Here is a 24,228-nt window from a genome sequence, read left to right as displayed (position 1 = left end):
ATCAGGCACCGTTGCTTGCTCCTTCGTCGCCTACGCAACGGCGCCTGATCGGCGGGACGGCCGCGACGGCCGACTGCGTCGGCCTGCCCCCCCTCGAGGTCGGGGCGTGGTGGTCGGCGTTCGGGCCGACTCAGTGCAACTCGGTCGACTGGGCGGTCGCGGTCGTCGGGTCCGTGGTGTGCGCCGAGAGCTTGGGGACGGCGAGGTGCGTGGGGGTCAGTCGGCCGCGCAGGGTGACGGTGTCGCCCAGGTTCCAGTGGGCGGTCTCGGATTCGGCGGCGCGGGCGAGGGTGGTGGCCGAGCTGAGGAGGCGTTCGTCGTAGTTCTTGGACAGCTCGCACAGGCGGGCCGCCTCGTTGACGGCGTCGCCGATGACGGTGAACTCGTAGCGGTTGTGCGTGCCGACATTGCCCGCGACGACCCGGCCCGCGGCGACGCCGATGCCCGCGTCGAGGTCGGAGGCGTCGCGCAGCCTGCGCTGGATGGCGCGGCCGCAGGACAGGGCCGAGCCGGCCAGGTCGGGCAGGGGAGCGGGGGTGCCGAAGACGGCGAGGGCGGCGTCGCCCTCGAACTTGTTGAGCAGGCCGCCGTGCCGCTCCACCTCGTCGACGACGATGTCGAAGAAGCGGTTGAGGATGCCGACGATCTCGGGGGCGGGCCGGGTGGCGGCCATGGTCGTCGAGCCGATGATGTCGATGAACAGGGCGGCGGCCTCGGTCTCGGTGCCGCCGAGCACCGGCTGGGAGGCGATCGCGGCCATCGCGACATCGTGGCCGACGTGCTTGCCGAACAGGTCCTCGATCAGCGCGCGCTCGCGCAGGCCGTGCACCATCCGGTTGAAACCGCTCTGCAGGTCACCGAGTTCGGTGCCGTCGTAGAGGGTGACCTCGGTGTCGAGATCGCCGTCCTCCACCCGGCGCAGCGCCTGACGCACCCCCTTGATCGGGGCGACCGTCGCCGCGACGACCTGGGCCATCAGCAGCATCCCGAACAGCAGCGCCGAACCGCCGAGACTGAGCACGCAGACCGCCAGCCTGGCCTTGCTCACCGCGGGATCGGCCAGCGCCCACACCGCGACGATCATCGACAGCGCCACCGGGATACCGACGCCGACCAGCCACGACAGCATGGTCCGGCCGAACACGCCGATGCCGCGGCGGCGGTGCGGGTCGGCCTGGAGCACCCGCGCGGTCACCGGCCGCAGCGCGAATTCCACGATCAGATAGCTGTTGGCGCACACCACGATGCCCGCCGCGCCGATCGACAGCACGACCTTGGGGATCAGCGCCGGATCGGCGACGCCGTAGACGATCGTCAGCGTGACCAGCGCCAGCGACCACAGCGCCGCCTGCTGCAACACCATCCAGCGCGGCGCCGAGACCGCGACGCGCTGCTCGGGCGGGGTCGGCACGTGGTCGGGGTCGGTGGCCCAGCGCATGGTGCGCAAGCCCGCCACGGTGCCCCACACGGTGCCGACGGCCAGCGCGACGACCGCGCACAGCGGCGTGAAGACGGCGTTGATCAGCAGCAGTTGTCTGGTGAAGACGGTCGGGCCGGGCAGCACGAAGCCGGCGAGCACCACGATCATCGCGATGCCGATCAGGTTGGCCACGAGCAACGGCACGGTCAGCAGCAGTTGCACACGGACGCGCCGGATGGACGACTTCTCCTCGACCGGACCGAGCAGCGGTGAGCCCCACGGCGCCGCGCCCTTCGGTCCGTTGCTGTGGATCACTCACGCACTGTAAACCGAGTATCGAGCGTCGCGGCAATGTGTAGCCCAGGTCACTGACCGATGGTGTCGGCTATATGACCAGTCAGTGGTCTGTTTTCCGCCGCGATACGGCATCGTGTGCGTTCCGCGCCCGCCGATTTCGTTTCGGAGTACATATGTCCACTGAAAATGTGTACTCAGCGCTCGAGCAGCCGGTCGACGACGGCGTGGTAGCGGGCGGGGTCGAGCTGCGGCAGGCCGAGCAGGGCGCGCAGGTAGACCCCGTCGCCGACCAGGCGGATGGTGTCGGCGCGGACGGGGTCGTCCACCTCCTCGTCCAGGCCGTCCGACCAGGCGGTCATCACGCCGTCGAGGGCGGTCTGCACCTCGTCGGGCTCGCTGCCCGCTGAGGCGTCGATGGTGCGCATGGTCGCCAGCAGTGAGCGGTACAGCGCGAGTTCGACGGCGTCGGCCTCGGCGGTGGGGTCGGGTGTCTGCAGGTACCACTCGGCGACCGGGGTGCCGCCCGCCCGCGTCTCCGCGAGCTGGGTGTGGGCGCGTTCACCGAGTCGTTCGACCAGGCCGACGAGCAGGGCGTCCTTGCTCCGGAAGTGATAGAGCAGCCCGCCCTTGGATACGCCCGCCGCGGCGGCGACGTTGTCGAGGGTCATCTGGGCCGTGCCGCGTTCGAGCAGCAGGGTCTCCAGGGCGTCGAGGATGCGGTCGCGGGTGCCGGGGCTCACGGCGATCACTGTACCGTCTGGACGGTTTCTCTGTTACTGTACCGTCTGGACGGTTTACCAACTCAGAAAGTCGAGAAACCGATGAACACCCCCGTCACCACCGCCTCGGCTCCGCCGCGCGCCACCGCGCGCGAGTGGGCCGGCCTCGGTGTGCTGGCTCTCGCCCTGCTGCTGCTCGCCGTGGACGCCACCGTGCTCGACCTGGCCGTGCCCGCGATCAGCGCCGACCTGGCACCGAGCACACCGCAGCTGCTCTGGATCATCGACGTCTACTCCTTCGTGCTCGCCGGCCTGCTGGTCGTGATGGGCAACCTCGGCGACCGGATCGGCAGGCGCAGGCTGCTGCTGATCGGCGCCGTCGGCTTCGGCATCGCCTCGGCGCTGGCCGCCTGGGCGGTCTCGCCCGAGATGCTCATCGCGGCCCGCGTGCTGCAGGGTGTCGCCGGTGCCACGCTGATGCCCGCCACGCTGGGCCTGATCCGCTCGATGTTCCAGGACGCGCGGCAGCGCACCCTGGCGATCGGCGTGTGGAGCGCGATGGCGGGCGGTGGCGCCGCGGCCGGTCCGCTGGTCGGCGGCTGGCTGCTCGAGCACTTCTGGTGGGGCTCGGTGTTCCTGGTGAACCTGCCGGTGATGCTGGTGCTGCTGGTGCTCGCGCCGGTGCTCATCCCCGAATCGCGGGACCCGAATCCGGGCCGGTTCGACGCGCTCAGCGCGGTGCTGTCGATGCTGGCGCTGGTCCCGGTGGTCTACGCGGTGAAGGAGACCGCCGCGCACGGCCCGGCGGTGGGCCCGCTGCTGGTCGGCCTGGCCGGTGTGATCGCGGGCGTGCTGTTCGTGCGCAGGCAGCGTCGCCTGGCCGACCCGATGCTGGATCTGCGGCTGTTCGCGCTGCCCCGGTTCCGGGTCGCGGTGTTCACCAACCTGCTCGCGGTGTTCGCGCTGGCCGGTGTGCTGTTCTTCGGCTCGCAGTACCTGCAGCTGGTGCTCGGGCGCTCGCCGCTGGAGGCGGGTCTGCTGATGCTGCCCGGACTCGCGGCCAGCGTGTTCGGCTCGCTGGCCGCGGCGTGGCTGGTGCGGCGCTGGCGCGCCGCGGTCGTGCTGGCCGGTGCGCTGGTGACGACGGCGCTCGGCACGGCCGCCTTCCTGCTGGTCGACGTGGTCAGCGGCGCCGAGGCGTTCGTGCTCGGTTTCGTCGGCATCGGCCTCGGCGCCGGTGTGGCCATGACGGTGGCCGCCGACCTGGTCGTCGGCTCGGCGCCGGCGGAGCGCGCCGGTGCGGCGGCGGCGATCTCGGAGACCGCCTACGAGACCGGTCTCGCGCTCGGCGTCGCCCTGCTGGGCAGCACCGTGATGGCGATCTTCCGCCGTGGTCTCGACCTGTCACTGCTGCCGGACGACGCGGTGGCGACGGCGTCCGGTTCGCTCAGCGGCGCGGTCGAGGTCGCCCGTGAGCTCCCGGCGACGGTGGCGCAGGAGTTCCTGTCCTCGGCGCACCAGGCGTTCGTCAGCGGTATCCACCTGACGGTGCTCGGCATCGTCGCGGTGCTGCTGTTCGCCGCCTACAGCGCGGTACGCACGAAGAACACCCGCGCCTGAGTACGCCGTGGGGCCGGTATCGATCCGGCCCCACGGCGGCTTGCTTTCGCCGGATCGCCTCGGCCGCGTCGTCGATGGCGGTGGGGTCGGTCGGATGGCCGCAAAGGGAATCGGCGGCGACTTCGGCGAGGCCCTCGTCGCCGACCCGTGGATCAGCGAGCGGGCGGCAGCTGACGCTGACCGCCGCCGGGGAGCTCGTTGGCGTTACCGCCGGGCAGCTCCCCGTAGCCGTCGGCGGTCGGCAGGGTGTTGCCCTGACCTGCGGGAAGAGCCGTGTAGTTCGGCGCGGCCTGGTACTGGCGCGGGTCCGGGTGATACCGGGTCGACGGCGCGTCGACAACGGTCGAGGCGATCTGCTGGGCGTACGGGTTGTACTGCGGCGCACCCTGTTGCGGGTAGCCCGCGGGCAGGTAGCCCTGCGCGGGCTGACCCGGCAGCTGGTAGCCGGGCGGCACCATCATCTGCTGCTGTGCCTGCGAGTCCTGGGTGTCGACGGTGACCTTGCGGCTGCGGCGCAGCGTGAAGGTGACCTCCTCGACCTCCTCGAACGCCTGCCGCGCGGTGCGCAGCGGGTGCGTGGCCGAGTCGATCGCGTTGGCGACGAACGAGGGCACCAGCGGGCGGATCCAGCGGGCGGCGGTGTCGGTGAACGGCACGGTGCCGATGATCGGCAGCTCGAGTCCGCCGCCCCCGGTCGGCGCCTGCGCGGGCGCGGCGGCGACCACCGGCTGGGCGGGGACCAGCGCACCGGCCTGCGGCGCGCCCGCGGGCAGCGCGTTGGGCAGGTACCCGGCGGGCAGCTGCTGGTGGGAGACGTTCGGCTCCAGAGCCACGGAGTCGTCCTTTCGATGCGGCTCGGTGATCCCGAGCTCGAAACCGCCGATGGCGGCGATGATCCTGGTGCGCTGACGTTCGCGATCGATGACGGTGTCGGCCTCGATGGCCAGGCGCGCCGCGGTGAGTTCGTGGTCGGCGCGCAGGGCGGCCGCCTCGGTGCGCACCTCGGCCCGCTTCACCGCGATCGCGGCGTCGGCCTCGCGCTGGGCCCGGTCGGCGACCTCTTCGGCATCGACCCGGCGGTCCAGCGAGGTCTCCCCCCGCCACCAGCGCAGCAGCAGGGGAAGCAGGGCGAGCAGGACACCGGCCAGCAGGATGAGCACGCGCAGCGCGGCGGCCCCGGCGTGGTCGGTGGTGTAGCCGTTCATGGCCAGCCAGCGGGCGCCGAGTCCACGGTCGGCCTCGGCGAACGCGGTGGCGCGGGCGGCGGCCAGCTCGGCGGTCTCGGTGCGGACCCGCTGGTCGAGCTGGTCGGTGCGGGCCTGCGCGGCGGCGAGCTGTTTCCGGGAGTCGTCGAGCATGTCGTTGGCGGTCTGGGCCTCGGGCCCGCGGCCGGGGACGCCGGTGATCCTGGTCTGCGGGCACTCCGGTGTCGGGTTGTATTCGCACCGGGCGATGACCAGCGCGCGGTCGATATCTGCCTGCGCCTCGGCGATGCTCACGTCCAGCGCGGCGCGGTCGGCGCTCGCCCGGTCGAACTCGGTCCGCGCGGCGACGACGCCCGGCGCCTGCTCGGCGCTCGCCTGCGCCCGCACGTCCAGCTCCCGGTCGACGGTGCCGCCGAGCAGCACGGTCGAGGCCAGCTCGGCGACGAGCACGCCGGCCAGCACGCCGACACCGATCCGCGCGGCGGTGCCGACCCGGTCGGCGGCGCCGGGCCGGGTGGTGGCCAGCGCGCGCCCGAGCGCGGCGGCGGCCACGGCGACGACCAGCGCGAGCGCGACGACGGCGAACGCGCCGATCCCGTCGGCGGCGGCGAGGGCGGCTGCGGTGACGATGCCCGCGACCGCGGCGAACAGCAGCACGGCGGCACCGGTGACGACGTAGCCGCCCTGTTCATGGTTGTAGGCCAGGTCGGAGCCCGTTTCGGGATCCCGGCGCCGGGGCGAGGCGAGGCCTCCGCCGAGCCAGGTGAGTGTGCCGGTCATTGGGTTCTCCCGGGTCGTGCGCTCCACTGGGCATGGCGAAACTGTCATGGATTCGTTGTGTCAGCGTGACAGGCAGCGACCCGACACACCGAGTGTCGAGGACCCCCTTGTGGTCAGCCTCACAGTAGTAGGGCCCCGGCATCGTCGCGAGCCGACGGTGTGGGTCACATGCCCAGGCCATCTCGGCGTGTCGACCCCGGCGATCCGTACCTACCGGTTGGTAGAGGCCCCTTTGTGGCGAACGCCACTGTTCCAGAATTAGCCAGCAGTGTGCTGTGTCGCACAATCGTGATACAGACCGTACGGTCGGATGGCTGCGATGCCACGTCGGAGCCGCTGTCGGAAATATCTCACCGGTTCTGTCCCGGTTAGCGGAGCGCGCAGGTTTGACCTGCGCATTGTCTGGGAATTCTGCTGCGGTGCAGGTGAGTTCAGCTTTCGGCCCGGTGCCAACAAGTGTTTCGGACCTGCTCCGCCACGGTGTTCGCGCAGGTCGGCGCGGGTTGTTCGGGATCGATCCGGCCCCCGCTCTGCTTTACACTGGACGACGCGCGCGACGAAGCATGCCGCCGTTACAAACCCCAGCTAGACAGGTTTCTTAGCACGACCTTAGTTGGTTGGGTCTGCGGTCTGACTTATCGTTTGCTCTTACGCCGAACGCACCCCTGTTCGGCACAACCACCTGTTTCGGGGTCCGGTGAAACCGGGCCAAGACTAGCGGGTGAACCCCGCACGGAGGTAAGGGATGTGTAAGCGTTCCGTTACCTCTGAGCACCCACTACGTCAACGAAGCGGGTGGACAACTGGAGACGTGACTGCACGCCGCAAACCATCATCGCCGCTGGTTTCGGATCGTACGGACGCAGTCTTGACGGAGGCGAAACGACGAAGGGCCCAACTCAACGGGCGGCCGATTCATCGACAGCCGACTTTCTTGAAGGCAGAGGCATGACGCAACTTCCTGGCCACAGGTCACCCGGTGTCACCGGGCTCTACGATCCGGCATTCGAGCACGACGCCTGCGGCGTCGCGTTCGTCGCCGACATGCACGGACGACGCAGTCGAGACATCGTCGACAAGGCCATCACGGCCCTGCTGAACCTGGAGCACCGCGGTGCCGCCGGTGCCGAGCCGAACTCCGGCGACGGCGCGGGCATCCTGATCCAGCTTCCGGACAAGTTCTTCCGCGCGGTCGTCGACTTCGAGTTGCCTCCGGTCGGCTCCTACGCCTCCGGTATCGCCTTCCTGCCGCAGTCCCGCCGCGAGGCATCGCGTGCCGCCTACGGTGTCGAGAAGATCGTCGTCGAAGAGGGCCTCGCGGTGCTCGGCTGGCGTGAGGTGCCGATCGAGGAGTCCTCGCTCGGCGCGCTGGCCCGCGACGCGATGCCGACCTTCCGGCAGCTGTTCATCGGCTCGCCCAAGAACTCGGCCGAGCAGCTCTCCGGCCTGGATCTGGAGCGTCGCGCCTACGTGATCCGCAAGCGGATCGAGCACGAGCTCGGCAAGTCCGGCTCCGGCGAGGGCTCCGTCGGCAAGGAATCGGTGTACTTCCCGAGCCTGTCCGGCGAGACCTTCATCTACAAGGGCATGTTCACCACGCCGCAGCTGCGCGCGTTCTACCTGGACCTGCAGGACGAGCGCGTCGAGTCGGCCATCGGCATCGTGCACTCGCGCTTCTCCACCAACACCTTCCCCTCGTGGCCGCTGGCGCACCCGTTCCGCCGGGTCGCCCACAACGGTGAGATCAACACCGTCACCGGTAACGAGAACTGGATGCGCGCGCGTGAGGCGCTGCTGCGTTCGGACGTGTTCGGCAAGGACGAGGCGGGCAAGAACCGCCTGCAGAAGATCTTCCCCGTCTGTACGCCGGGTGCGAGTGACACCGCGCGCTTCGACGAGGTGCTGGAACTGCTGCACCTCGGTGGCCGTGACTTGCACCACGCGATCCTGATGATGATTCCCGAGGCCTGGGAACGCAACGAGAACATGGACCCGCAGCGGCGGGCGTTCTACGAGTACCACTCCATGCTGATGGAGCCCTGGGACGGCCCCGCCGCCGTCTGCTTCTCCGACGGCAAGAAGATCGGCGCCGTGCTCGACCGCAACGGCCTGCGCCCCGGTCGCATCTGGGTGACCGAGGACGGCCTGGTCGTGCTCGCCTCCGAGGTCGGCGTCCTCGACATCGACCCCTCCACCGTGGTCCAGAAGATCCGCCTGCAGCCGGGCAAGATGTTCCTGGTCGACACCGAGGCGGGCCGCATCGTCACCGACGACGAGCTCAAGTCCGAGCTGGCCGCCGCGCAGCCGTACCAGGAGTGGCTCGACGCCGGCGTGAGCCGCCTGGCAGACCTGCCCGACCGCCCGCACGTGCACATGTCGCACGACCGCGTGCTGATCCGTCAGCAGATCTTCGGCTACACCACCGAGGACCTGAACCTGCTGATCACGCCGATGGCCAAGACCGGCGGCGAGGCACTGGGTTCGATGGGTACCGACACCCCGATCGCGGTGCTGTCGAACCGGTCGCGCCTGCTGTTCGACTACTTCTCCCAGCTGTTCGCGCAGGTCACCAACCCGCCGCTGGACGCCATCCGGGAGAAGGTCGTCACCAGCCTCAAGCGCAACATCGGTCCCGAGGCCGACCTGCTGCACCCCGGCCCCGAGTCGTGCAAGCAGATCGCGCTCGAGCAGCCGATCCTCGACAACGACGAGCTGTCCAAGCTGGTCCACATCAACGACGACGGCAGCCACGCCGAGCTGCGCTCGGTGGTCGTGCGCGGTCTGTACCCGGTCGCCGAGGGCGGCGAGGGCATGCGACTAGCACTGGCCGCGATCAACACCCAGGTGTCGGCGGCCATCGACGGCGGCGCGCGGATCATCGTGCTGTCCGACCGCGAGTCCAACGAGAAGCTGGCGCCGATCCCGTCGCTGCTGCTCACCTCCTCGGTGCACCACCACCTGGTGCGCGAGCGCACCCGCACCATGGTCGGCCTGGTCGTCGAGGCCGGTGACGCCCGCGAGGTGCACCACATGGCGATGCTGGTCGGCTTCGGCGCGGCCGCGATCAACCCGTACATGGCCTTCGAGACCATCGAGGACATGCTCGAGCGCGGCTCGCTGCAGATCCCGGGCTCGACCGGTGACCTGGCCGCCGACTACCGCAAGGCCGTCGCGAACTACTGCACCGCGGCCAGCAACGGCGTGCTCAAGGTGATGTCCAAGATGGGCATCTCCACCCTCGCCTCCTACAACGGCGCCCAGCTGTACCAGGTCATCGGCCTGGCCCAGGACCTGGTCGACGAGTACTTCACCGGCCTGCGCTCGCCGCTGGGCGGCATCGGCCTGGACGAGATCGCCGAAGAGGTGGCCATCCGCCACCGCACCGCGTTCCTGGAGAACCGCAACGAGCGCGCGCACCGCGAGCTCGAGGTCGGCGGCGAGTACCAGTGGCGGCGGGAGGGCGAGTACCACCTGTTCAACCCGGACACGGTGTTCAAGCTCCAGCACGCGACCCGCAGCGGTCAGTACTCGATCTTCAAGGAGTACACCAAGCTGGTCGACGACCAGTCCGAGCGGCTGGCCGCGCTGCGTGGCCTGTTCAAGTTCAAGACCGGTCAGCGCGAGTCCATCTCGATCGACGAGGTCGAGTCGGCCGCCGAGATCGTCAAGCGGTTCTCGACCGGCGCGATGAGCTACGGCTCCATCTCGGCCGAGTCGCACGAGACCCTGGCGATCGCGATGAACCGCCTGGGCGCCCGCTCGAACTCCGGTGAGGGCGGCGAGAGCCCGGCCCGCTTCGAGGTCGAGGAGAACGGCGACTGGCGTCGTTCGGCGATCAAGCAGGTCGCGTCGGGTCGCTTCGGCGTCACCGCGCACTACCTGACCAACGCCACCGACATCCAGATCAAGATGGCCCAGGGCGCCAAGCCGGGCGAGGGCGGCCAGCTGCCCGCGCACAAGGTGTACCCGTGGGTCGCCGAGGTGCGGCACTCCACGCCGGGCGTCGGCCTGATCTCCCCGCCGCCGCACCACGACATCTACTCGATCGAGGACCTGGCGCAGCTGATCCACGACCTGAAGAACGCGAACCCGCAGGCGCGGATTCACGTGAAACTCGTCGCGGAGCCGGGTGTCGGCACCGTCGCCACCGGTGTGTCCAAGGCGCACGCCGACGTCGTGCTCATCTCGGGCCACGACGGCGGCACCGGCGCCTCGCCGCTGACCTCGCTCAAGCACGCGGGTGGCCCCTGGGAGCTCGGCCTGGCCGAGACCCAGCAGACCCTGCTGCTCAACGGCCTGCGCGACCGCATCGTGGTCCAGGTCGACGGTCAGATGAAGACCGGCCGCGACGTGATGATCGCCGCCCTGCTCGGCGCCGAGGAGTTCGGTTTCGCGACCGCTCCGCTGGTCGTCTCGGGCTGCATCATGATGCGCGTGTGCCACCTCGACACCTGCCCGGTCGGCATCGCGACCCAGAACCCGGTGCTGCGCGAGCGCTTCTCCGGCAAGCCGGAGTTCGTCGAGAACTTCATGCTGTTCATCGCCGAGGAGGTGCGTGAGCTGCTCGCCGAGCTGGGCTTCCGCACGCTCGACGAGGCCATCGGCCGGGTCGACCTGCTCGACACCAGCAAGGCCAAGGCGCACTTCAAGGCCGCCAAGCTGGACCTGTCGCCGATTCTGGACATGCCGGAGACGGCGTTCATGAACCAGGACACCCGCTGCACCGGCACCCAGGACCACGGTCTGGACAAGGCGCTGGACAACGAGCTGATCGCGCAGAGCGCCGACGCGCTCGAGCGTGGCCAGGCGGTCAAGATCGAAACCAAGATCACCAACGTGAACCGCACGGTCGGCACCATGCTCGGCCACGAGGTGACCAAGCTCTACGGTGGCGCCGGCCTGCCCGACAACACCATCGACATCACCTTCAACGGTTCGGCGGGCAACAGCTTCGGCGCGTTCGTCCCGGCCGGCATCACGCTGCGCGTGCAGGGTGACGCCAACGACTACGTCGGCAAGGGTCTGTCCGGTGGTCACATCGTGGTCCGCCCGTCGCTCACCGCGCCGGAGGGCTTCGTCGCCGAGAACAACATCATCGCGGGCAACGTGATCATGTTCGGCGCGACCAGCGGCCGGATCCTGATCAACGGTGTGGCGGGCGAGCGGTTCGCCGTCCGTAACTCCGGCGCCACCGCGGTCGTCGAGGGTGTGGGCGACCACGCGCTCGAGTACATGACCGGTGGCCGCGTGGTGATCCTCGGTGGCACCGGCCGCAACCTCGGCGCCGGTATGTCCGGTGGTGTCGCGTTCGTCTACGACCCGGAGGGCACGCTGCCCGCGCGCGTGAGCCCGGATCAGGCGGAGGCGATCGAGCAGCTCTCCGGTGACGACTTCACCTGGCTGCGCGACATCATCACCACCCACCGCGACGAAACGGGTTCGGCTGTGGCCGAACGCATCCTGAGCGATTGGTCCCAGCAGGTGAACCACTTCGTGAAGGTCATGCCCCGCGAATACAAGAAGGTTTTGCTCGCCATCTCCGAAGCTGAGAAGAGCGGCAAGGACGTGGACGAAGCGATCATGGAGGCCGCTCGTGGCTGATCCTCAGGGATTTTTGAAGCACACCTCTCGGGAACTCCCGACCCGCCGACCGGTCGAGCTGCGACTGCTCGACTGGAAAGAGGTCTACGAGGACAAGTTCTCGCACGACTCCCTGCAGAAGCAGGCCAGCCGCTGCATGGACTGTGGTATCCCGTTCTGTCACAACGGCTGTCCGCTGGGGAACCTGATCCCCGAGTGGAACGACCTGGTGTACAAGGGTGCCTGGCGCGAGGGCATCGACCGCCTGCACGCCACCAACAACTTCCCGGAGTTCACCGGCCGCCTGTGCCCGGCTCCGTGTGAGGCGTCCTGCGTGCTCGGCATCAACCAGCAGCCGGTCACCATCAAGCAGGTCGAGGTCGAGCTCATCGAGAACGCCTTCGACGAGGGCTGGGTCACCCCGGTGTACCCGACCCGCCTGACCGGCAAGAAGATCGCCGTCGTCGGTTCGGGCCCGGCCGGTCTGGCCGCCGCCCAGCAGCTCACCCGGGCCGGTCACACCGTGACCGTGTTCGAGCGCGACGACCGCATCGGCGGCCTGATGCGCTACGGCATCCCGGAATTCAAGATGGAGAAGTCGGTCATCGACCGCCGCCTGGCGCAGATGGAGGCCGAGGGCACCATCTTCAAGGCGGGCGTCAACGTGGGTGTGGACATCACCGCCGAGCAGCTGCGTGAGCGGTTCGACGCGATCGTCCTCGCCGGTGGCGCGACCATCGCCCGCGACCTGCCGATCCCGGGCCGCGAGCTCGACGGCATCCACCAGGCGATGGAGTTCCTGCCGCTGGCCAACCGCGTCCAGCTCGGCGACGACATCACCGACGAGAACGGCCTGCCGCCCATCCACGCGAAGGGCAAGAAGGTCGTCATCATCGGTGGTGGCGACACCGGCGCCGACTGCCTCGGCACCTCGCACCGGCACGGCGCCGAGAGCGTCCACCAGTTCGAGATCATGCCGCGTCCGCCGGAGGAGCGCGCCGGTTCCACCCCGTGGCCGACCTACCCGCTCATGTACCGGGTGTCCTCGGCGCACGAGGAGGGCGGCGAGCGCGTGTTCTCCGTCAACACCGAGCGTTTCGTCGGCAAGGACGGCAAGGTCACCGGGCTCGAGGCGCACGAGGTCAAGATGGCCAACGGCCGGTTCGAGAAGGTCGAAGGCACCGACTTCACCCTCGAGGCCGACCTGGTGCTGCTGGCCATGGGCTTCGTCGGCCCGCAGAAGCCGGGCCTGCTGACCGACCTGGGCGTCGGTTACGACGGCCGTGGCAACGTGCAGCGCGACAAGAACTGGGCCACCAACATCCCCGGCGTCTTCGTCGCCGGCGATATGGGCCGTGGCCAGTCGCTCATCGTGTGGGCGATCGCCGAGGGCCGCGCCGCGGCCTCGGCGGTGGACAAGTTCCTGGAAGGCGAGACCGCGCTGCCCGCGCCGATCCCGCCGACGGCTGTCGCCCAGCGCTGATCAGCTACTTCGAAGCGCCCGTGGACCTCGGTCCACGGGCGCTTTGTCGTTGTGTCGCAGGCTATTTCGCTATCCGGGCAGCTCTGGTAGCGTCTTCCGGTTCTGCACCGGCCCGGGGCGGGGCCGTCGAAAGGCGTGCGTAGGGGTCTGAACACGGCACGCGCACAATGTTTTCGGTGCCGAAGCAAACGACGTGGCTGATCTCCGGTGCAGCACATAGACTTTCCGTTATCGATGTGTAACCGGTGATGACCCGAGGGGGAGAAGTGCCGTTACCGCCGGGAACGATGGCGAGTCTGCATCGCGCCGCCGAGCGCGGAGACGGTACCGCCATGCACAACCTCGCCAACATCTACTACGACCACAGCGATTTCGACGCCGCCGAGCACTGGTTCCGCCGGGCGGCCGCCGCCGGGCACACCAGGGCGATGAACAATCTGGCCGTTCTGCTGGACAAGCTCGGCGAGTTCGACGAGGCCGAGTCGTGGTACCGCAGGGCCGCCGCCGCGGGCAACGTCAACGCCATGTACAACCTGGCCACCCTGCTCTACCAGTGCGGTGACCGCCGGGGTGCCGAAACCTGGTACCACCATGCCGCTTTCGCGGGCAACGTCGACGCGATGTACAACCTCGCCCGCCTGTGCGAGGACCAGGACCGCCTCGACGACGCCGAGGCCTGGTATCGCGACGCCGCCGACAACGGTGACATCGACGCCGTCAACAATCTCGGCATGCTGCTGCGGCACCGCGGTGCCCTCACCGAGGCCCGCCGCTGCTTCCGCCGCGCCGCCGATCTCGGTCACCCGCGCGCCATGGCGAACCTCGCCGCGCTCCTGGAGTCCCAGGGCGCGCACCGCGAGGCCGAGTCCTGGTACCGGCGCGCCGCGGGCTGAGTAGCTCCCTTCCGGCGGACCGCCCCGTGGTCCGTGGCTTCGTCGCGTTCTTTTCGTGATGTTCGCGAGAGGGTCGCCGGTGCGGTAAACAGCGGTTGAGCACCGGGTTTATCGGGTCGGCAGCGAATCGAAATCAAGTTACCCAAAAGTATTGATACCGAGCGGTTTTCCAGCAAACCTCAGCAAACATTATGGGCCACAGCAATTTTCCGGCGTTCGGCGTGCGGGAATTTGCGGGGAGGTATAACGTCACGTTCCGATAACCTCTCGATGACAGGCCGGGGCGTGTGAATTCTCTCGACGGCTGCCTGAAGCGCATCATGGATATTCCCGGTGCGTGCAGCGTGACACTGGTGGATGGGGCCAGCGGGTTGGCGATTGCCGCCGCTGGAGTGCACGACATCGTCGACGAACACGAGGATGCGGCGGGCACCACGGATGTGGTGCGGGCCGCGCTCGGCTGTTCGGCGCTGGCGACCGGGCGCCCGGACGACGACATCACCGAGATCGTCGTCTGCCGCACCGAAGGCTTCCACCTGTTGCACCTGATCGAGGGTGATTTCGACGGCAGGCTGTTCGTACACGTCGTCTTCGGCGGTGACACCGGCAATCTCGGCATGGCCCGGTATCAGCTGCGTGGCGCGCTCGAGGAATTGACGGGCGGCGATCGATGAGCTTGGCCCTCGCCGAGGAATTGCACCGGCACGAGGAACAGGGTTCGACCGGGGTATTGCGGGCCGGGGACGGGGAATTCCATCTGGCGCGCGGCGCGATCGCCTCGGCCGGGTGCAGGCGCACGATCGGCCTGGACCGGCTGGTGGTCGAGGCGGGCGTGGCGACCGCCGAGGACTGGCGCCGGGCGGGCGCGGGCGATCCCGGCCCGTTACTGCATCGGCCCCGGCTGGAAACCCTGGCGCTGCTGTCGGTCTTCGACGCCGCCTTCTTCCTGCTCGCCTCGGCGGCCGAGCCGGAATTCCGGCCGACACCCGAACATTGGCTCGCCCCCGTCTGCCGGGTGGCGCCGCACACGCTGCTGCACGAATGCGCCCGGCGCAGTGCCTCGGAGTGGGGCCCGTGGCCCGCCGACCTGGTCGCCGCGGTTCCGGTGATCCCCGCGCGCCGGGTCCGCCGGCATCGGGTGGTGCTCACCGGTGGCCAGGCCGAGGTGCTGGCCGCCGCCGACGAGCGGCGCAGCATCGCCGAGATCGCCCGCGACCTCGGCCGCACCACCTACGGCTGCCTGGTCGCGGTGCGCGACCTCACCACCGCGGGGCTGATCCAGGAACCCGACCGCGCGGCGGCGGAGCAGGCCATGGCGCCCGAGCCCGTCGCCGCGCTGCCTGCCGGACGGCACCTCGCGCTCGCGCCCGCCCCCGTCGAAGACACCGGGCGCCACCGGCATTCGGCACCGGAGGTGCCGAGCACAGGCGTGCCCGCGCTACCGAAGCGGGTCCCGCCCGCGCTCGGCGGCGGCGTGGGAACGGCTCGTCCGCCCCGGCCGGTGCACGCGGGGACGGGCGAGCGAACCGGTCGGCACGCGGTCGACGAGGAAGCGACCGCGCCCGCCCGGTATCGCGGAAACCGAACCGGCGCGGCACCGTACGAACCCGAGCGCTGGCGACAGGTCGACCGCGAAGTACTCATCCGGCTCAGGGCGGCGTTGGAGGAGCTTGCGTGACCGTGCGGAAGAAACTGCTCGGTGAATGGAGGGGAAGGACGAAGGTGGCGATGCCGGTGCCCGAACGGAACACGGCCGTACTGGCCGAACTGAAGTCGTTGCGGGAGCGCGTCCCCCGCCTGACCGGTTCGGTGGTGGCCTCCAGCGACGGGCTGCTGATCGAACACGACCTACCCCCGCACATCGAACCCACCGGCATGGCCGCGATGGCGGCCGCGCAGCTGTCGCTGTCGTATCGCCTGGCGACCACGGCGCACGGCGGTGGGTTCAACGAGGTCGTCGTGCTCGGCACCGAGGGGCAGGTGGTGATCTACGCCGCCGGCTACACCTCGCTGACCGTGCTCGCGGGCCCGGAAGTGAACGTCGGCCGGCTCCACCTGGAGTCGCGGCCGGTGGCGCGCGCCATCGCCGAACATCTGGCGGCGGCGCAATCCAAGGAAGAAACCGATTGAAAGGCACGACATGTCGAATATGGACCTGGCACTGAAGGACATGATGGTGATCGACGGTGCGATAGGCGCCGCGGTCGTCGACTACAGCAGCGGGATGGCGCTCGGAATGCTCAGCAGCAGCAAGGCGCTGGATCTGCAGGTCGCCGCGGCGGGCAACACCGAGGTGGTCCGCGCGAAGATGCGCACCATCGAGCAGCTCGGCATCAACGAGGACATCGAGGACGTGCTCATCACCCTCGGCAGCCAGTACCACGTCATCCGCCCGATGACCGGTCGCAAGTCCAAGGGCCTGTTCCTCTACCTCGCCCTCGATCGCGGCCGGTCCAACCTGGCGCTGGCCCGCCACCGCCTCAAGGGCATCGAGGAAGACCTGGAGGTGTGAGTCACCCCAACGGCGGATGAACATGTCGGCGACTCGAAGTGGCCGCCGACATCCCGCGCACCCTGCGGCGATGTCGACTGTCGGAAATCGGACATGCGCGAGTCGTCGTGTGGCATCAGCGGGCTCGTCCGCCTATTGTGATTCGCGGCGAGGTCTGGGTGAGGCGCAGCATGGCCATCGGCCGATTCCAGGATCTCGACAGCGACTTATCGGGGTTTGCTCTGCATCGAGCAAAGGTGAACTGGAGCGGTATGCAGTTGAAGAAAGTTGTCGCGGCGCTGGGTGCTGCCGCGGCGATGACCACCGGCATCATGGTCGGCAGTACGAGCGCCGCGGCGGCGCCCGGCTGCCCGAGTCTCTATGTCGTCGCGATCCCGGGCACCTGGGAAACGGGGCACGACAAGGCTCCTGGCCCCGGCATGCTCGCCGGCGTCACCAACGGGCTACCCCGGAACACCGACGTCGACTACGTCACCTACGCCGCCACCGCCTTCCCGTGGGAGGGCGATGTCTACGGTCAGTCCAAGAAGCAGGCGGTCGACGCCGCGCGCGGACTGATCACCGCCAAGCTCGCCGCGTGTGGTGACACCGATATCGCGCTGGTCGGCTACAGCCAGGGCGCCGACGCGGCGGGCGACCTCGCCGCCGAGATCGGCACCGCCGTCAGCCCGATCGCGCCGGGCAAGGTCAAGGCCGTCGGCCTGATCTCCGATCCGCGCCGCTCGCCGACCGACGTGCAGGTCGGCCCGATCGCCGCGGGCGCGGGCGCCGGTGGCGCGCGGCCCGGTGGCTTCGGCTGGATCAGCGACCGCGTGCGCACCATCTGCGCCGTCGACGACCTGTACTGCGCCACCGCCACCGACGACTTCGTCACCCGCTTCGCCGGCTTCCTCGCGCAGAGCTCCGACGCCAACCCGGCCAACCTGTGGCGCTACCAGATCGAGGCGGGCGCCATCGTCAACGACCTGATGGCCCACGGCGGCGTCCCGACCCTGCAGGCGCAGCTCTCCGACGCGGCCAACCAGCAGCGCGCCAAGGACCTGGAGCGCTTCTACCGCTCGCAGGCCCACACCCTCTACGGCAGCTACCCGGTGGGCGGCGGCCAGACCGCCATCACCTGGATGCACAACTGGATCGCCCAGCAGGCCTGAGCGAACGCCTCACGAGGGCCCGGTGTCGGACGACCGACACCGGGCCCTCGGCCGTTCACGGGGAGGCGGGACTGGCGAGGTTGCGCGGCAGCAGGTCCCAGACGTGGCCGTTCTCGTTGATCGTCGCGGCGGTGCGGGAGCCGGTGCGCGAGTACAGGATCCGGGTCACCGAGCAGTAGTCGATCGGGAAGGTCAGCGGGCGGTCCAGGCCCAGGATGTCGGCCAGCAGGACATTGACGACGCCGCCGTGCGCGAAGGCGACGACGGTGTCGGTCGGGGCCGCGGCGGCGACCAGGCCGTCGATCGCGGTGAGGACGCGGGCGACGAAGGCCGGACCGTCGATCTGCTCGGGCAGCAGGCCCGCCTTGATCCGGGCGTAGGCCTCGGCGAAGTCGGTCTTGGCGTCTTCGATGGGGATGTAGGCGGGCAGGTCGCGGTCGTACTCGGCGAGGTCGTCGATGATGTCGACGGGCAGTTCGCGCGCGGCCGCGGTGGGGGCGGCGGTGTCGCGGGCCCGCCGCTGCGGACTGCTGACGATCCGGGCGATCTCGTGCGCGGCGAGCGCGGCGGGAACGCGGTCGGCCTGCTGCCCGCCGATGTCGGTCAGGCCGGGATCGGCGGCGGTGGTGGCCCCGACGACGCGTTCGGGCTGGGCGTGACGCACGAGAATGAGCTGCACGCTCACACACTCTGCCGTATCGCCGGGCCGGGCGGTCTCACGGCTCCGGGTCGATCTCCGTACGACCGGTCACATCGGCGGTGTCGATGATGACGATCTCCCGGCCGTCCTCGCGCAACACCTTCAGGAAGCCGGGCGGATTCTCCATCACATAGCCGTCGACGAGGCCGGTCTTCGTCTCGATGTGCTCGCGGGAGACCCACGGCACCTGGACGGTCGCGGCCAGGATCAGGGCGGCGCTGGTGACGATCAGCGCGGAACTGCCGACGAACCAGTGCGCGAACTTCGCGCCCTGGGGATTCCGCTTGCCCGCCCGCAACAGCCCGAACAGCACCAGGGCGATGACCCCGGCGACGATCAGCACCCACCACACCCGGTAGGTCCACACCAGCGCGCCGGTGAACAGGGCGATCACGACCAACCAGGTGAGATTGCCCGCGTTGGTCCAGCTCGGCCTGCCGAGCCGGATCTGATGGATCACCGCCTCCGGCAGCAGCACCGACAACGCGATCCCGCCGAGCAGCGGGCTGGCCATCAGCGTGCCGACCACCATCGCGGCGACATCGCCGATCCCCAGCGTGCCGAGCAGCGAGAACGCGGCGTTCCAGTCGTAATCGGTGACGGCGAACAGCCGCAGCAGCAGGAACAGGCCGGCGACACCGGTCGCGGACAGCCCGTGGGCGACCAGGCGTTCGTTCGAGGACTCGCGGGGATGCCTCGTCATCGGGCGAGGATATCGCCGCGAGTCCCTCGATCAGGTCAGGGCTGGCCGTAGGGCGGCTGACCGTACGGCGGCTGACCACCCTGGGGACCGCCGTAGGGCGGCTGGGCGGGCGGCTGGCCGTTGTCCTTCTTCTTGTTCTTGAGCAGGAAGATGCCACCGATGATGAGCACGACGATCAGCAGGCAGCAGATACCGCCGATGATCAGGCCGGAGCTGCTCTTCTTTTTCTTCTTGGCCGCCAGCTCCAGCGCGGTGTTGACCGTGTCCGAACTCGCCAGGGTGTCGAAGCTGCTCGTGAGCATGTGCGGGTCGACGAGGGCGGCCGTGGTCAGCAGATCCAGATACATGTGTTCCCATCCCGATAGGTCGTTGGCCCGGCATCCTCCCGGTGCCGGAACTCCGAGACTAGCGCCGTGGGTGTGGCTTTCGATGCGAAAGCCTCGCGGCGTCCCGGAGTAGTTGTTCATCGCGGCGCGGCCACGATTCGTTTACACGAGTAACGGTGTACCCCGAATCAGCGCGGTTTCACCAACGGGAACGGCAGCGTCTCGCGGATGCTGCGGCCGGTGATCAACATGACCACCCGGTCCACGCCCATGCCGAGGCCGCCGGTGGGCGGCATCGCGTGTTCGAGCGCCTGCAGGAAGTCCTCGTCGAGTTCCATCGCCTCCGGATCGCCGCCCGCCGCCAGCATCGACTGTTCGGTGAGCCTGCGCCGCTGTTCGACCGGGTCGGTGAGTTCGCTGTAGGCGGTGCCCAATTCGACGCCCCAGGCGACCAGGTCCCAGCGCTCGGTGACGCCGTCGATGCTGCGGTGCGAGCGGGTCAGCGGCGAGACCGAGGTGGGGAAGTCGCAGTAGAAGGTGGGGTCGGTGGTCTGCGATTCCACCAGGTGCTCGTACATCTCCAGCACCACCTGGCCCGCGTCCCAGCCGTGCTGGTAGGCGATGCCCGCCTCGTCGCACAGCTCGCGCAGCCGGGCGAGTTCGGTGCGGGTGGTGATCTCGGTGCCGATCGCCTCCGAGACCGCGCCGTGCACCGTCTTCACCCGCCACTCGCCGGAGATGTCGACGGCGTCGAACCCGCCCTCGTCGTTCGGGCGCAGCGCCACCTCGGCGCCGTTGGCCGCCATCGCCGCGTCCTGGATCAGCCGCCGGCACAGCTGCATCATCCGCAGGTAATCGCTGTGCGCCTCATAGGCTTCCAGGATCGTGAACTCGGGATTGTGGCTGAAGTCGACGCCCTCGTTGCGGAAGGTGCGGCCGAGCTCGAACACCTTCTCCATGCCGCCGACGCACAGCCGCTTGAGGTAGAGCTCGGGCGCGATGCGCAGATAGAGGTCGAGGTCGTAGGCGTTGATGTGGGTGCGGAACGGGGTCGCGTTGGCGCCGCCGTGCACCTGCTGCAGGATCGGCGTCTCGACCTCGAGGAAGCCCCAGTTGAACAGCGAGTCGCGCAGCGAGTGCAGCACCGCGCTGCGCTTGCCCATCACCTCGCGGGTCTCCGGGTTGATCGCCATGTCGACGTAGCGCTGCCGGACCTTGGCCTCGGAATCGGCCAGGCCGCGCCACTTGTCGGGCAGCGGGTGCAGGCACTTGCCGTTCATCCGCCAGTCCTGGGCGAGCAGCGAGAGCTCGCCGCTGCGGCTGGTGCCGAGCTGGCCGCTGACCTCGATCAGATCACCCAGGTCGAAGAACTCGGTGAACTCGGCGCTGCGGTCGGCGCCGACCCGCTCTCGGTCGATGACGAGCTGGATCTCACCGGTCCAGTCGCGGACCACCGCGAAGATCACCCCGCCGTAGTCGCGGATGCGCAGCAGCCTGCCCGCCACCCGCACCGTTGTGCCTTTCGGGCAGACGCGGGCGTCGGCGATGGTGTGCGTCGGCGGGTAGGCCACCGGGTAGGCGTCGACGCCTGCGGCGGTGAGCCGGTCCAGCTTGTCCATCCGCACGCGGACCTGCTCGGGCCTGCGCGGACCCTGCTCGGTGTCCTCGCCCTCCGGCGCGTCCGGCGCGCTGCCGTCGGCGTGCAGGCCGGTGACGCTCGCCGGGACCGCGGAGTGCGTTCCGGTGTGCACGGCCGCGTCGGGCTCCTTGCCGATGCGCGGCAGGAAGCCCTCGGCCAGACCGCTGGCCGTCGCCACCCGGGGCAGCTGCCTGCGCTCCTCGTAGAGGAAGAAGCGCGGCACCCAGCGCGGGTGGTACTTCACGTTCGACCGGTACAGCGCCTCGAGCTGCCACCAGCGCGAGAAGAACAGCAGCACTCCGCGCCACGCGCGCAGGATCGGGCCCGCGCCGATCCGGCCGCCCTCCTCGAACACCGACCGGAACACCGCGAAGTTCAGCGAGATCTTGGTGATGCCGTACTGGTCGGAGTTCAGCGCGAGCTGGGAGATCATCAGCTCCATCACGCCGTTGGGGCTCTGCGGGTCGCGGCGCATGAGTTCCAGCGAGACGCCGCTGCGGCCCCACGGGACGAACGAGAGCATGGCGTGCACCCGATCGTCGTGGTCGACGGCCTCGACGAGCAGGCAGTCGCCGTCGAGCGGGTCGCCGAGGCGGCCCAGTGCCATCGAGAAGCCGCGTTCGGTCTCGGTGTCGCGCCAGGCGTCGGCCCTGGCGACGATCTCGGCGAACTCGTCGGCGGGAATGTCGTGGTGCCTGCGCACCCGCACGCCGATCCCGTGCTTGCGCAGCCGGTTCGCGGCCTGGCGCACCTGCTTCATCTCCGGCCCGGCCAGGGAGAAGGTGCGGGTGTCGAGGATCGCCTCGTCACCGAGCCGCAGGGCCGCGAGCCCGGCGTTGCGGTAGGCGGTGGCGCCGAGCTCGCTCGCGCCCATCACCGCGGGCGCCCAGCCGAATCGGTCGGCCTCCTCCAGCCAGGCCCGGATGGCCTGCGGCCAGGCCTGTTTCGGCCCGATCGGATCACCGCTGGCCAGGCTCACCCCGAGCTCGACGCGATAGGTGATGGCGGCCTTGCCGTTCGGCGCGAACACCACGGCCTTGTCGCGGCGGGTGGCGAAGTAGCCCAGCGAGTCCTCGACATCGCTCGCCGCGAGCAGCCCGCGCAGCGCCGACTCGTCCAGCGCGGTCATCGCGTTGTCGGCCCGGCGCGAGCGCAGCAGCACCACCACCGCGGCGAGCAGGGCGATCGCGCCGAACAGGCCGAGCAGGAAATTGACCCACGGCCGCGGGTGCCCGTCGAAGTGCTCGTTGTTCACCAGCACCGCCGCCGTCACCCGGTAGACCGCCCACAGCGGCCGCTGCGGGCCGGGCGGCAGCGTGCCCGGCGCGAGTTCGACCAGACCCCAGCCGATCAGGCAGCCCAGCGCCAGCCCGGCCACCAGCACACCGAGCGCCTTCCACAGCGCGCCCGGCCGGACCCGGGTGTAGAACTCGTTGCGCGCCGCGATCAGGATCCCGATGACGACGACGTGCACGACGAAGGCCACCAGCGCGTCGATGTCGTCGTCGGCGACGAAGTCCAGGATGTTGGAGATCGCGTAGAGCAGCAGGTACACCACCAGCAGCCACCACGCGACGCGTTTTCGGCTGGCGATCGCCCCGGCCAGCAGGCCGACGACCACCGCCCACACGAGGCTGGTGTCGGGGGCGTCGAAGTAGTAGACGTCCACATAGTGCCGCGGCACCTGGGTCAGATAGCGCAGCGCGGGCGAGAGGCTCCACAGGAACAGCAGCACCGCGAAGACACCGAGAACGAGCCCGGTGATGTGCGGTACCTCGGCCAGCCTGCCGTGCCCACGATGCGGAACGGCGGCGGCGCGGCCCGGCGATGCCTCGACGATGGGGTGTTGCTCGGCCTGCGTGGTGGTCACCGATCCAGTGTGCGTGCATCCGGGCCGGATCGGTGTGGCGGACACTGCGGCGTGTTCGTCACGCGGCCCGGTGGTGGGGCCGGTTGCGACCGGTTTTTCGCCGGGGGGTAAGTATTAGCCCATGTCGGAACCAGTCGATGTGCCGATCGATGACGAGGTCATCAAGCTCGGGCAATTCCTGAAACTGGCCAACCTGATCGATTCGGGCTCCGAGGCCAAGACGGTGATCGCCCAGGGTCTGGTCCGGGTCAACGACGAGGTGGAGCTGCGCCGCGGTAGGCAACTACAGGTGGGCGACGTCGTCGTGCTCGCGGGCCACAAGGTGCGGGTGTCCGGGAACTAGCCCGAACACCCGCCTCCCCGGACGCTCAGTCCTCGGCGCGGACCACGACGCCGTCGTGGTCGCTGTAGAGCATCTCGCCGGGGACGAAGGTGATGCCGCCGAACTCGACGGTGACGTCCTTCTCGCCGCTGCCGGTCTGGGTGCTCTTGCGCGGGTTGGTGCCCAGCGCCTTCACCCCGATGTCGAGGGTGCGCAGGATCGCCGAGTCGCGCACCGCGCCGTTGACGATCACGCCGGCCCAGCCGTTGTCGACGCCACGGCCCGCGATGATGTCGCCGACGAGGGCGGTGTGCACGCTCGCGCCGCCGTCGACCACGAGGACCTTGCCCTCGCCGGGCTCGCCCAGGGTCTGCTTCACCAGCAGGTTGTCCTGGAAGCACCGGATCGTGGTGATCCGCCCGGCGAACGCGGCCCGGCCACCGAACTGGATGAACTGGGTGTCACAACTGCGGATCTCGGGGCCGATCTCGTCGGCCAGATCGGCGGTGGCCACAACATTCGCTGATTCGGTCATGGCCAGCATTCTGTCAGGCGCCCTCGAGATGCGCCTTGGCGATCTCCTTGACCAGGCTGTCTGTGGTGTGCTTCACCGCGATCTTGACGAACGGCTCGATCGTCTTGCCGAGCATCTTGCCCGCGATCCCGCCGGGCACGAAGTACTCGATGGTCGCGTCGACGGTGCACAGCGCGTCGCCCTTGGGATAGAAGTGGAACGTCGAGATGATCTCGAATCCCTTGATCGACTTGATGCCGATCACGCGGCCCTTCTCCCACTTCACGACCTCGACCCGGGACTTGAGCGACGCGGGGCCCAGCTTCATGTGGCCGTCGAAGGTCGCGCCCAGCCCGTCGGTCTGGTCGGTGACCGGGACGAAGGATTCGATGCCGTACAGGAAATGCGGCAGATTACGGTAGTCGTTGACGTATTCGAACGCCGTCTCGGCGGACGCGGCGCAGTCTTCGACAATCCTCACTTCGGTCATGTCG

At 69.4% G+C, this 24,228-nt stretch carries 19 protein-coding genes; 10 read left to right on the top strand and 9 right to left on the bottom strand.

The features are described from left to right. Positions 1-130 precede the first annotated feature (130 nt). Both ACFVW6_RS09700 and ACFVW6_RS09695 read right to left on the bottom strand, forming a co-directional pair. A complete protein-coding gene (locus ACFVW6_RS09700) occupies positions 131-1,735 on the bottom strand; it encodes an adenylate/guanylate cyclase domain-containing protein (protein WP_378824586.1) in 1,605 nt (534 codons plus the stop codon). 176 nt (positions 1,736-1,911) lie between these two features. Next, positions 1,912-2,457 carry a TetR/AcrR family transcriptional regulator gene (locus ACFVW6_RS09695; protein WP_378824588.1) on the bottom strand — a complete coding sequence of 182 codons (546 nt, stop codon included), beginning with the start codon at positions 2,455-2,457 and terminating at the stop codon, positions 1,912-1,914. Between the two features lie 81 nt (positions 2,458-2,538). Between ACFVW6_RS09695 and ACFVW6_RS09690 the strand changes: the two genes are divergently transcribed. Beyond that, on the top strand, positions 2,539-4,056 hold the full coding sequence (locus ACFVW6_RS09690) for an MFS transporter (protein ID WP_378824590.1): 1,518 nt from the start codon (positions 2,539-2,541) through the stop codon (positions 4,054-4,056). Between the two features lie 152 nt (positions 4,057-4,208). On the opposite strand, the gene ACFVW6_RS09685 is transcribed toward ACFVW6_RS09690, so the two are convergent. Then, positions 4,209-6,041 (bottom strand): DUF4407 domain-containing protein, encoded by a 1,833-nt coding sequence (locus ACFVW6_RS09685; protein WP_378824592.1) that lies wholly within the window; start codon positions 6,039-6,041, stop codon positions 4,209-4,211. Positions 6,042-6,989: 948 nt separating this feature from the next. Between ACFVW6_RS09685 and gltB the strand changes: the two genes are divergently transcribed. The 8 genes from gltB to ACFVW6_RS09645 all read left to right on the top strand — a co-directional run bounded on the left by gltB (position 6,990) and on the right by ACFVW6_RS09645 (position 17,660). Continuing rightward, positions 6,990-11,642, top strand: a complete 4,653-nt coding sequence (gene gltB, locus ACFVW6_RS09680) for a glutamate synthase large subunit (protein WP_378824594.1) — start codon at positions 6,990-6,992, stop codon at positions 11,640-11,642. Next, the gene (locus tag ACFVW6_RS09675) at positions 11,635-13,104 is read left to right on the top strand and encodes a glutamate synthase subunit beta (protein ID WP_365009399.1); all 1,470 of its coding nucleotides are present in this window, start codon (positions 11,635-11,637) and stop codon (positions 13,102-13,104) included. The genes gltB and ACFVW6_RS09675 overlap by 8 nt, the downstream gene beginning before the upstream one ends. A 287-nt stretch (positions 13,105-13,391) precedes the next feature. Then, positions 13,392-13,997 carry a tetratricopeptide repeat protein gene (locus tag ACFVW6_RS09670; RefSeq protein ID WP_218716106.1) on the top strand — a complete coding sequence of 202 codons (606 nt, stop codon included), beginning with the start codon at positions 13,392-13,394 and terminating at the stop codon, positions 13,995-13,997. Between the two features lie 353 nt (positions 13,998-14,350). Beyond that, positions 14,351-14,671, top strand: a complete 321-nt coding sequence (locus ACFVW6_RS09665; RefSeq protein ID WP_378824597.1) for a hypothetical protein — start codon at positions 14,351-14,353, stop codon at positions 14,669-14,671. Next, positions 14,668-15,675, top strand: a complete 1,008-nt coding sequence (locus ACFVW6_RS09660) for a hypothetical protein (RefSeq protein WP_378824599.1) — start codon at positions 14,668-14,670, stop codon at positions 15,673-15,675. The genes ACFVW6_RS09665 and ACFVW6_RS09660 overlap by 4 nt, the downstream gene beginning before the upstream one ends. After that, positions 15,672-16,127 carry a roadblock/LC7 domain-containing protein gene (locus ACFVW6_RS09655; protein WP_355283800.1) on the top strand — a complete coding sequence of 152 codons (456 nt, stop codon included), beginning with the start codon at positions 15,672-15,674 and terminating at the stop codon, positions 16,125-16,127. Before ACFVW6_RS09660 ends, ACFVW6_RS09655 begins: the two co-directional genes overlap by 4 nt. A gap of 10 nt (positions 16,128-16,137) precedes the next feature. Next, positions 16,138-16,509: a hypothetical protein gene (locus tag ACFVW6_RS09650; RefSeq protein WP_355283797.1), complete on the top strand. Its 372-nt coding sequence runs from the start codon at positions 16,138-16,140 to the stop codon at positions 16,507-16,509. A gap of 251 nt (positions 16,510-16,760) precedes the next feature. Continuing rightward, the gene (locus ACFVW6_RS09645; protein ID WP_355283795.1) at positions 16,761-17,660 is read left to right on the top strand and encodes a cutinase family protein; all 900 of its coding nucleotides are present in this window, start codon (positions 16,761-16,763) and stop codon (positions 17,658-17,660) included. Between the two features lie 55 nt (positions 17,661-17,715). Here the strand turns inward: ACFVW6_RS09645 and ACFVW6_RS09640 are convergent, their stop codons facing one another. From ACFVW6_RS09640 to lysX, 4 genes are all read right to left on the bottom strand, one after another. Next, the gene (locus ACFVW6_RS09640; protein ID WP_378824603.1) at positions 17,716-18,339 is read right to left on the bottom strand and encodes a histidine phosphatase family protein; all 624 of its coding nucleotides are present in this window, start codon (positions 18,337-18,339) and stop codon (positions 17,716-17,718) included. A gap of 37 nt (positions 18,340-18,376) precedes the next feature. Next, on the bottom strand, positions 18,377-19,063 hold the full coding sequence (locus ACFVW6_RS09635; protein WP_378824606.1) for a hypothetical protein: 687 nt from the start codon (positions 19,061-19,063) through the stop codon (positions 18,377-18,379). 35 nt (positions 19,064-19,098) lie between these two features. Next, complete coding sequence (locus ACFVW6_RS09630; RefSeq protein WP_355283788.1) at positions 19,099-19,410, bottom strand: hypothetical protein; 312 nt, start codon at positions 19,408-19,410, stop codon at positions 19,099-19,101. Positions 19,411-19,577: 167 nt separating this feature from the next. After that, positions 19,578-22,898 (bottom strand): bifunctional lysylphosphatidylglycerol synthetase/lysine--tRNA ligase LysX, encoded by a 3,321-nt coding sequence (gene lysX, locus ACFVW6_RS09625; protein WP_378824609.1) that lies wholly within the window; start codon positions 22,896-22,898, stop codon positions 19,578-19,580. A 121-nt stretch (positions 22,899-23,019) separates the two neighbouring features. On the opposite strand from lysX, the gene ACFVW6_RS09620 reads away from it, so the two are divergent. Further along, positions 23,020-23,241, top strand: a complete 222-nt coding sequence (locus ACFVW6_RS09620; RefSeq protein ID WP_218716112.1) for an RNA-binding S4 domain-containing protein — start codon at positions 23,020-23,022, stop codon at positions 23,239-23,241. A 25-nt stretch (positions 23,242-23,266) separates the two neighbouring features. On the opposite strand, the gene rraA is transcribed toward ACFVW6_RS09620, so the two are convergent. Both rraA and ACFVW6_RS09610 read right to left on the bottom strand, forming a co-directional pair. Beyond that, complete coding sequence (rraA, locus tag ACFVW6_RS09615) at positions 23,267-23,755, bottom strand: ribonuclease E activity regulator RraA (protein WP_030201693.1); 489 nt, start codon at positions 23,753-23,755, stop codon at positions 23,267-23,269. Between the two features lie 13 nt (positions 23,756-23,768). After that, positions 23,769-24,224 (bottom strand): SRPBCC family protein, encoded by a 456-nt coding sequence (locus tag ACFVW6_RS09610; RefSeq protein WP_355283786.1) that lies wholly within the window; start codon positions 24,222-24,224, stop codon positions 23,769-23,771. Positions 24,225-24,228 lie beyond the last annotated feature (4 nt).

The sequence above is a fragment of the Nocardia sp. NPDC058244 genome (genome assembly GCF_042882065.1).
In the GTDB taxonomy this organism is placed as follows: Bacteria; Actinomycetota; Actinomycetes; order Mycobacteriales; family Mycobacteriaceae; genus Nocardia.
This window is presented reverse-complemented; position numbering and strand designations above follow the sequence as displayed.

Excerpts from the sequence above, each read along its gene's own strand:
- ACFVW6_RS09690 (WP_378824590.1), top strand. The coding sequence starts at position 2,539 with ATGAACACCCCCGTCACCACCGCCTCGGCTCCGCCGCGCGCCACCGCG.
- ACFVW6_RS09685 (WP_378824592.1), bottom strand. The coding sequence starts at position 6,041 with ATGACCGGCACACTCACCTGGCTCGGCGGAGGCCTCGCCTCGCCCCGG.
- gltB (WP_378824594.1), top strand. The coding sequence starts at position 6,990 with ATGACGCAACTTCCTGGCCACAGGTCACCCGGTGTCACCGGGCTCTAC.
- ACFVW6_RS09670 (WP_218716106.1), top strand. The coding sequence starts at position 13,392 with ATGGCGAGTCTGCATCGCGCCGCCGAGCGCGGAGACGGTACCGCCATG.
- ACFVW6_RS09660 (WP_378824599.1), top strand. The coding sequence starts at position 14,668 with ATGAGCTTGGCCCTCGCCGAGGAATTGCACCGGCACGAGGAACAGGGT.
- ACFVW6_RS09650 (WP_355283797.1), top strand. The coding sequence starts at position 16,138 with ATGTCGAATATGGACCTGGCACTGAAGGACATGATGGTGATCGACGGT.
- ACFVW6_RS09645 (WP_355283795.1), top strand. The coding sequence starts at position 16,761 with ATGCAGTTGAAGAAAGTTGTCGCGGCGCTGGGTGCTGCCGCGGCGATG.
- ACFVW6_RS09635 (WP_378824606.1), bottom strand. The coding sequence starts at position 19,063 with ATGACGAGGCATCCCCGCGAGTCCTCGAACGAACGCCTGGTCGCCCAC.
- ACFVW6_RS09630 (WP_355283788.1), bottom strand. The coding sequence starts at position 19,410 with ATGTATCTGGATCTGCTGACCACGGCCGCCCTCGTCGACCCGCACATG.
- ACFVW6_RS09620 (WP_218716112.1), top strand. The coding sequence starts at position 23,020 with ATGTCGGAACCAGTCGATGTGCCGATCGATGACGAGGTCATCAAGCTC.
- rraA (WP_030201693.1), bottom strand. The coding sequence starts at position 23,755 with ATGACCGAATCAGCGAATGTTGTGGCCACCGCCGATCTGGCCGACGAG.
- ACFVW6_RS09610 (WP_355283786.1), bottom strand. The coding sequence starts at position 24,224 with ATGACCGAAGTGAGGATTGTCGAAGACTGCGCCGCGTCCGCCGAGACG.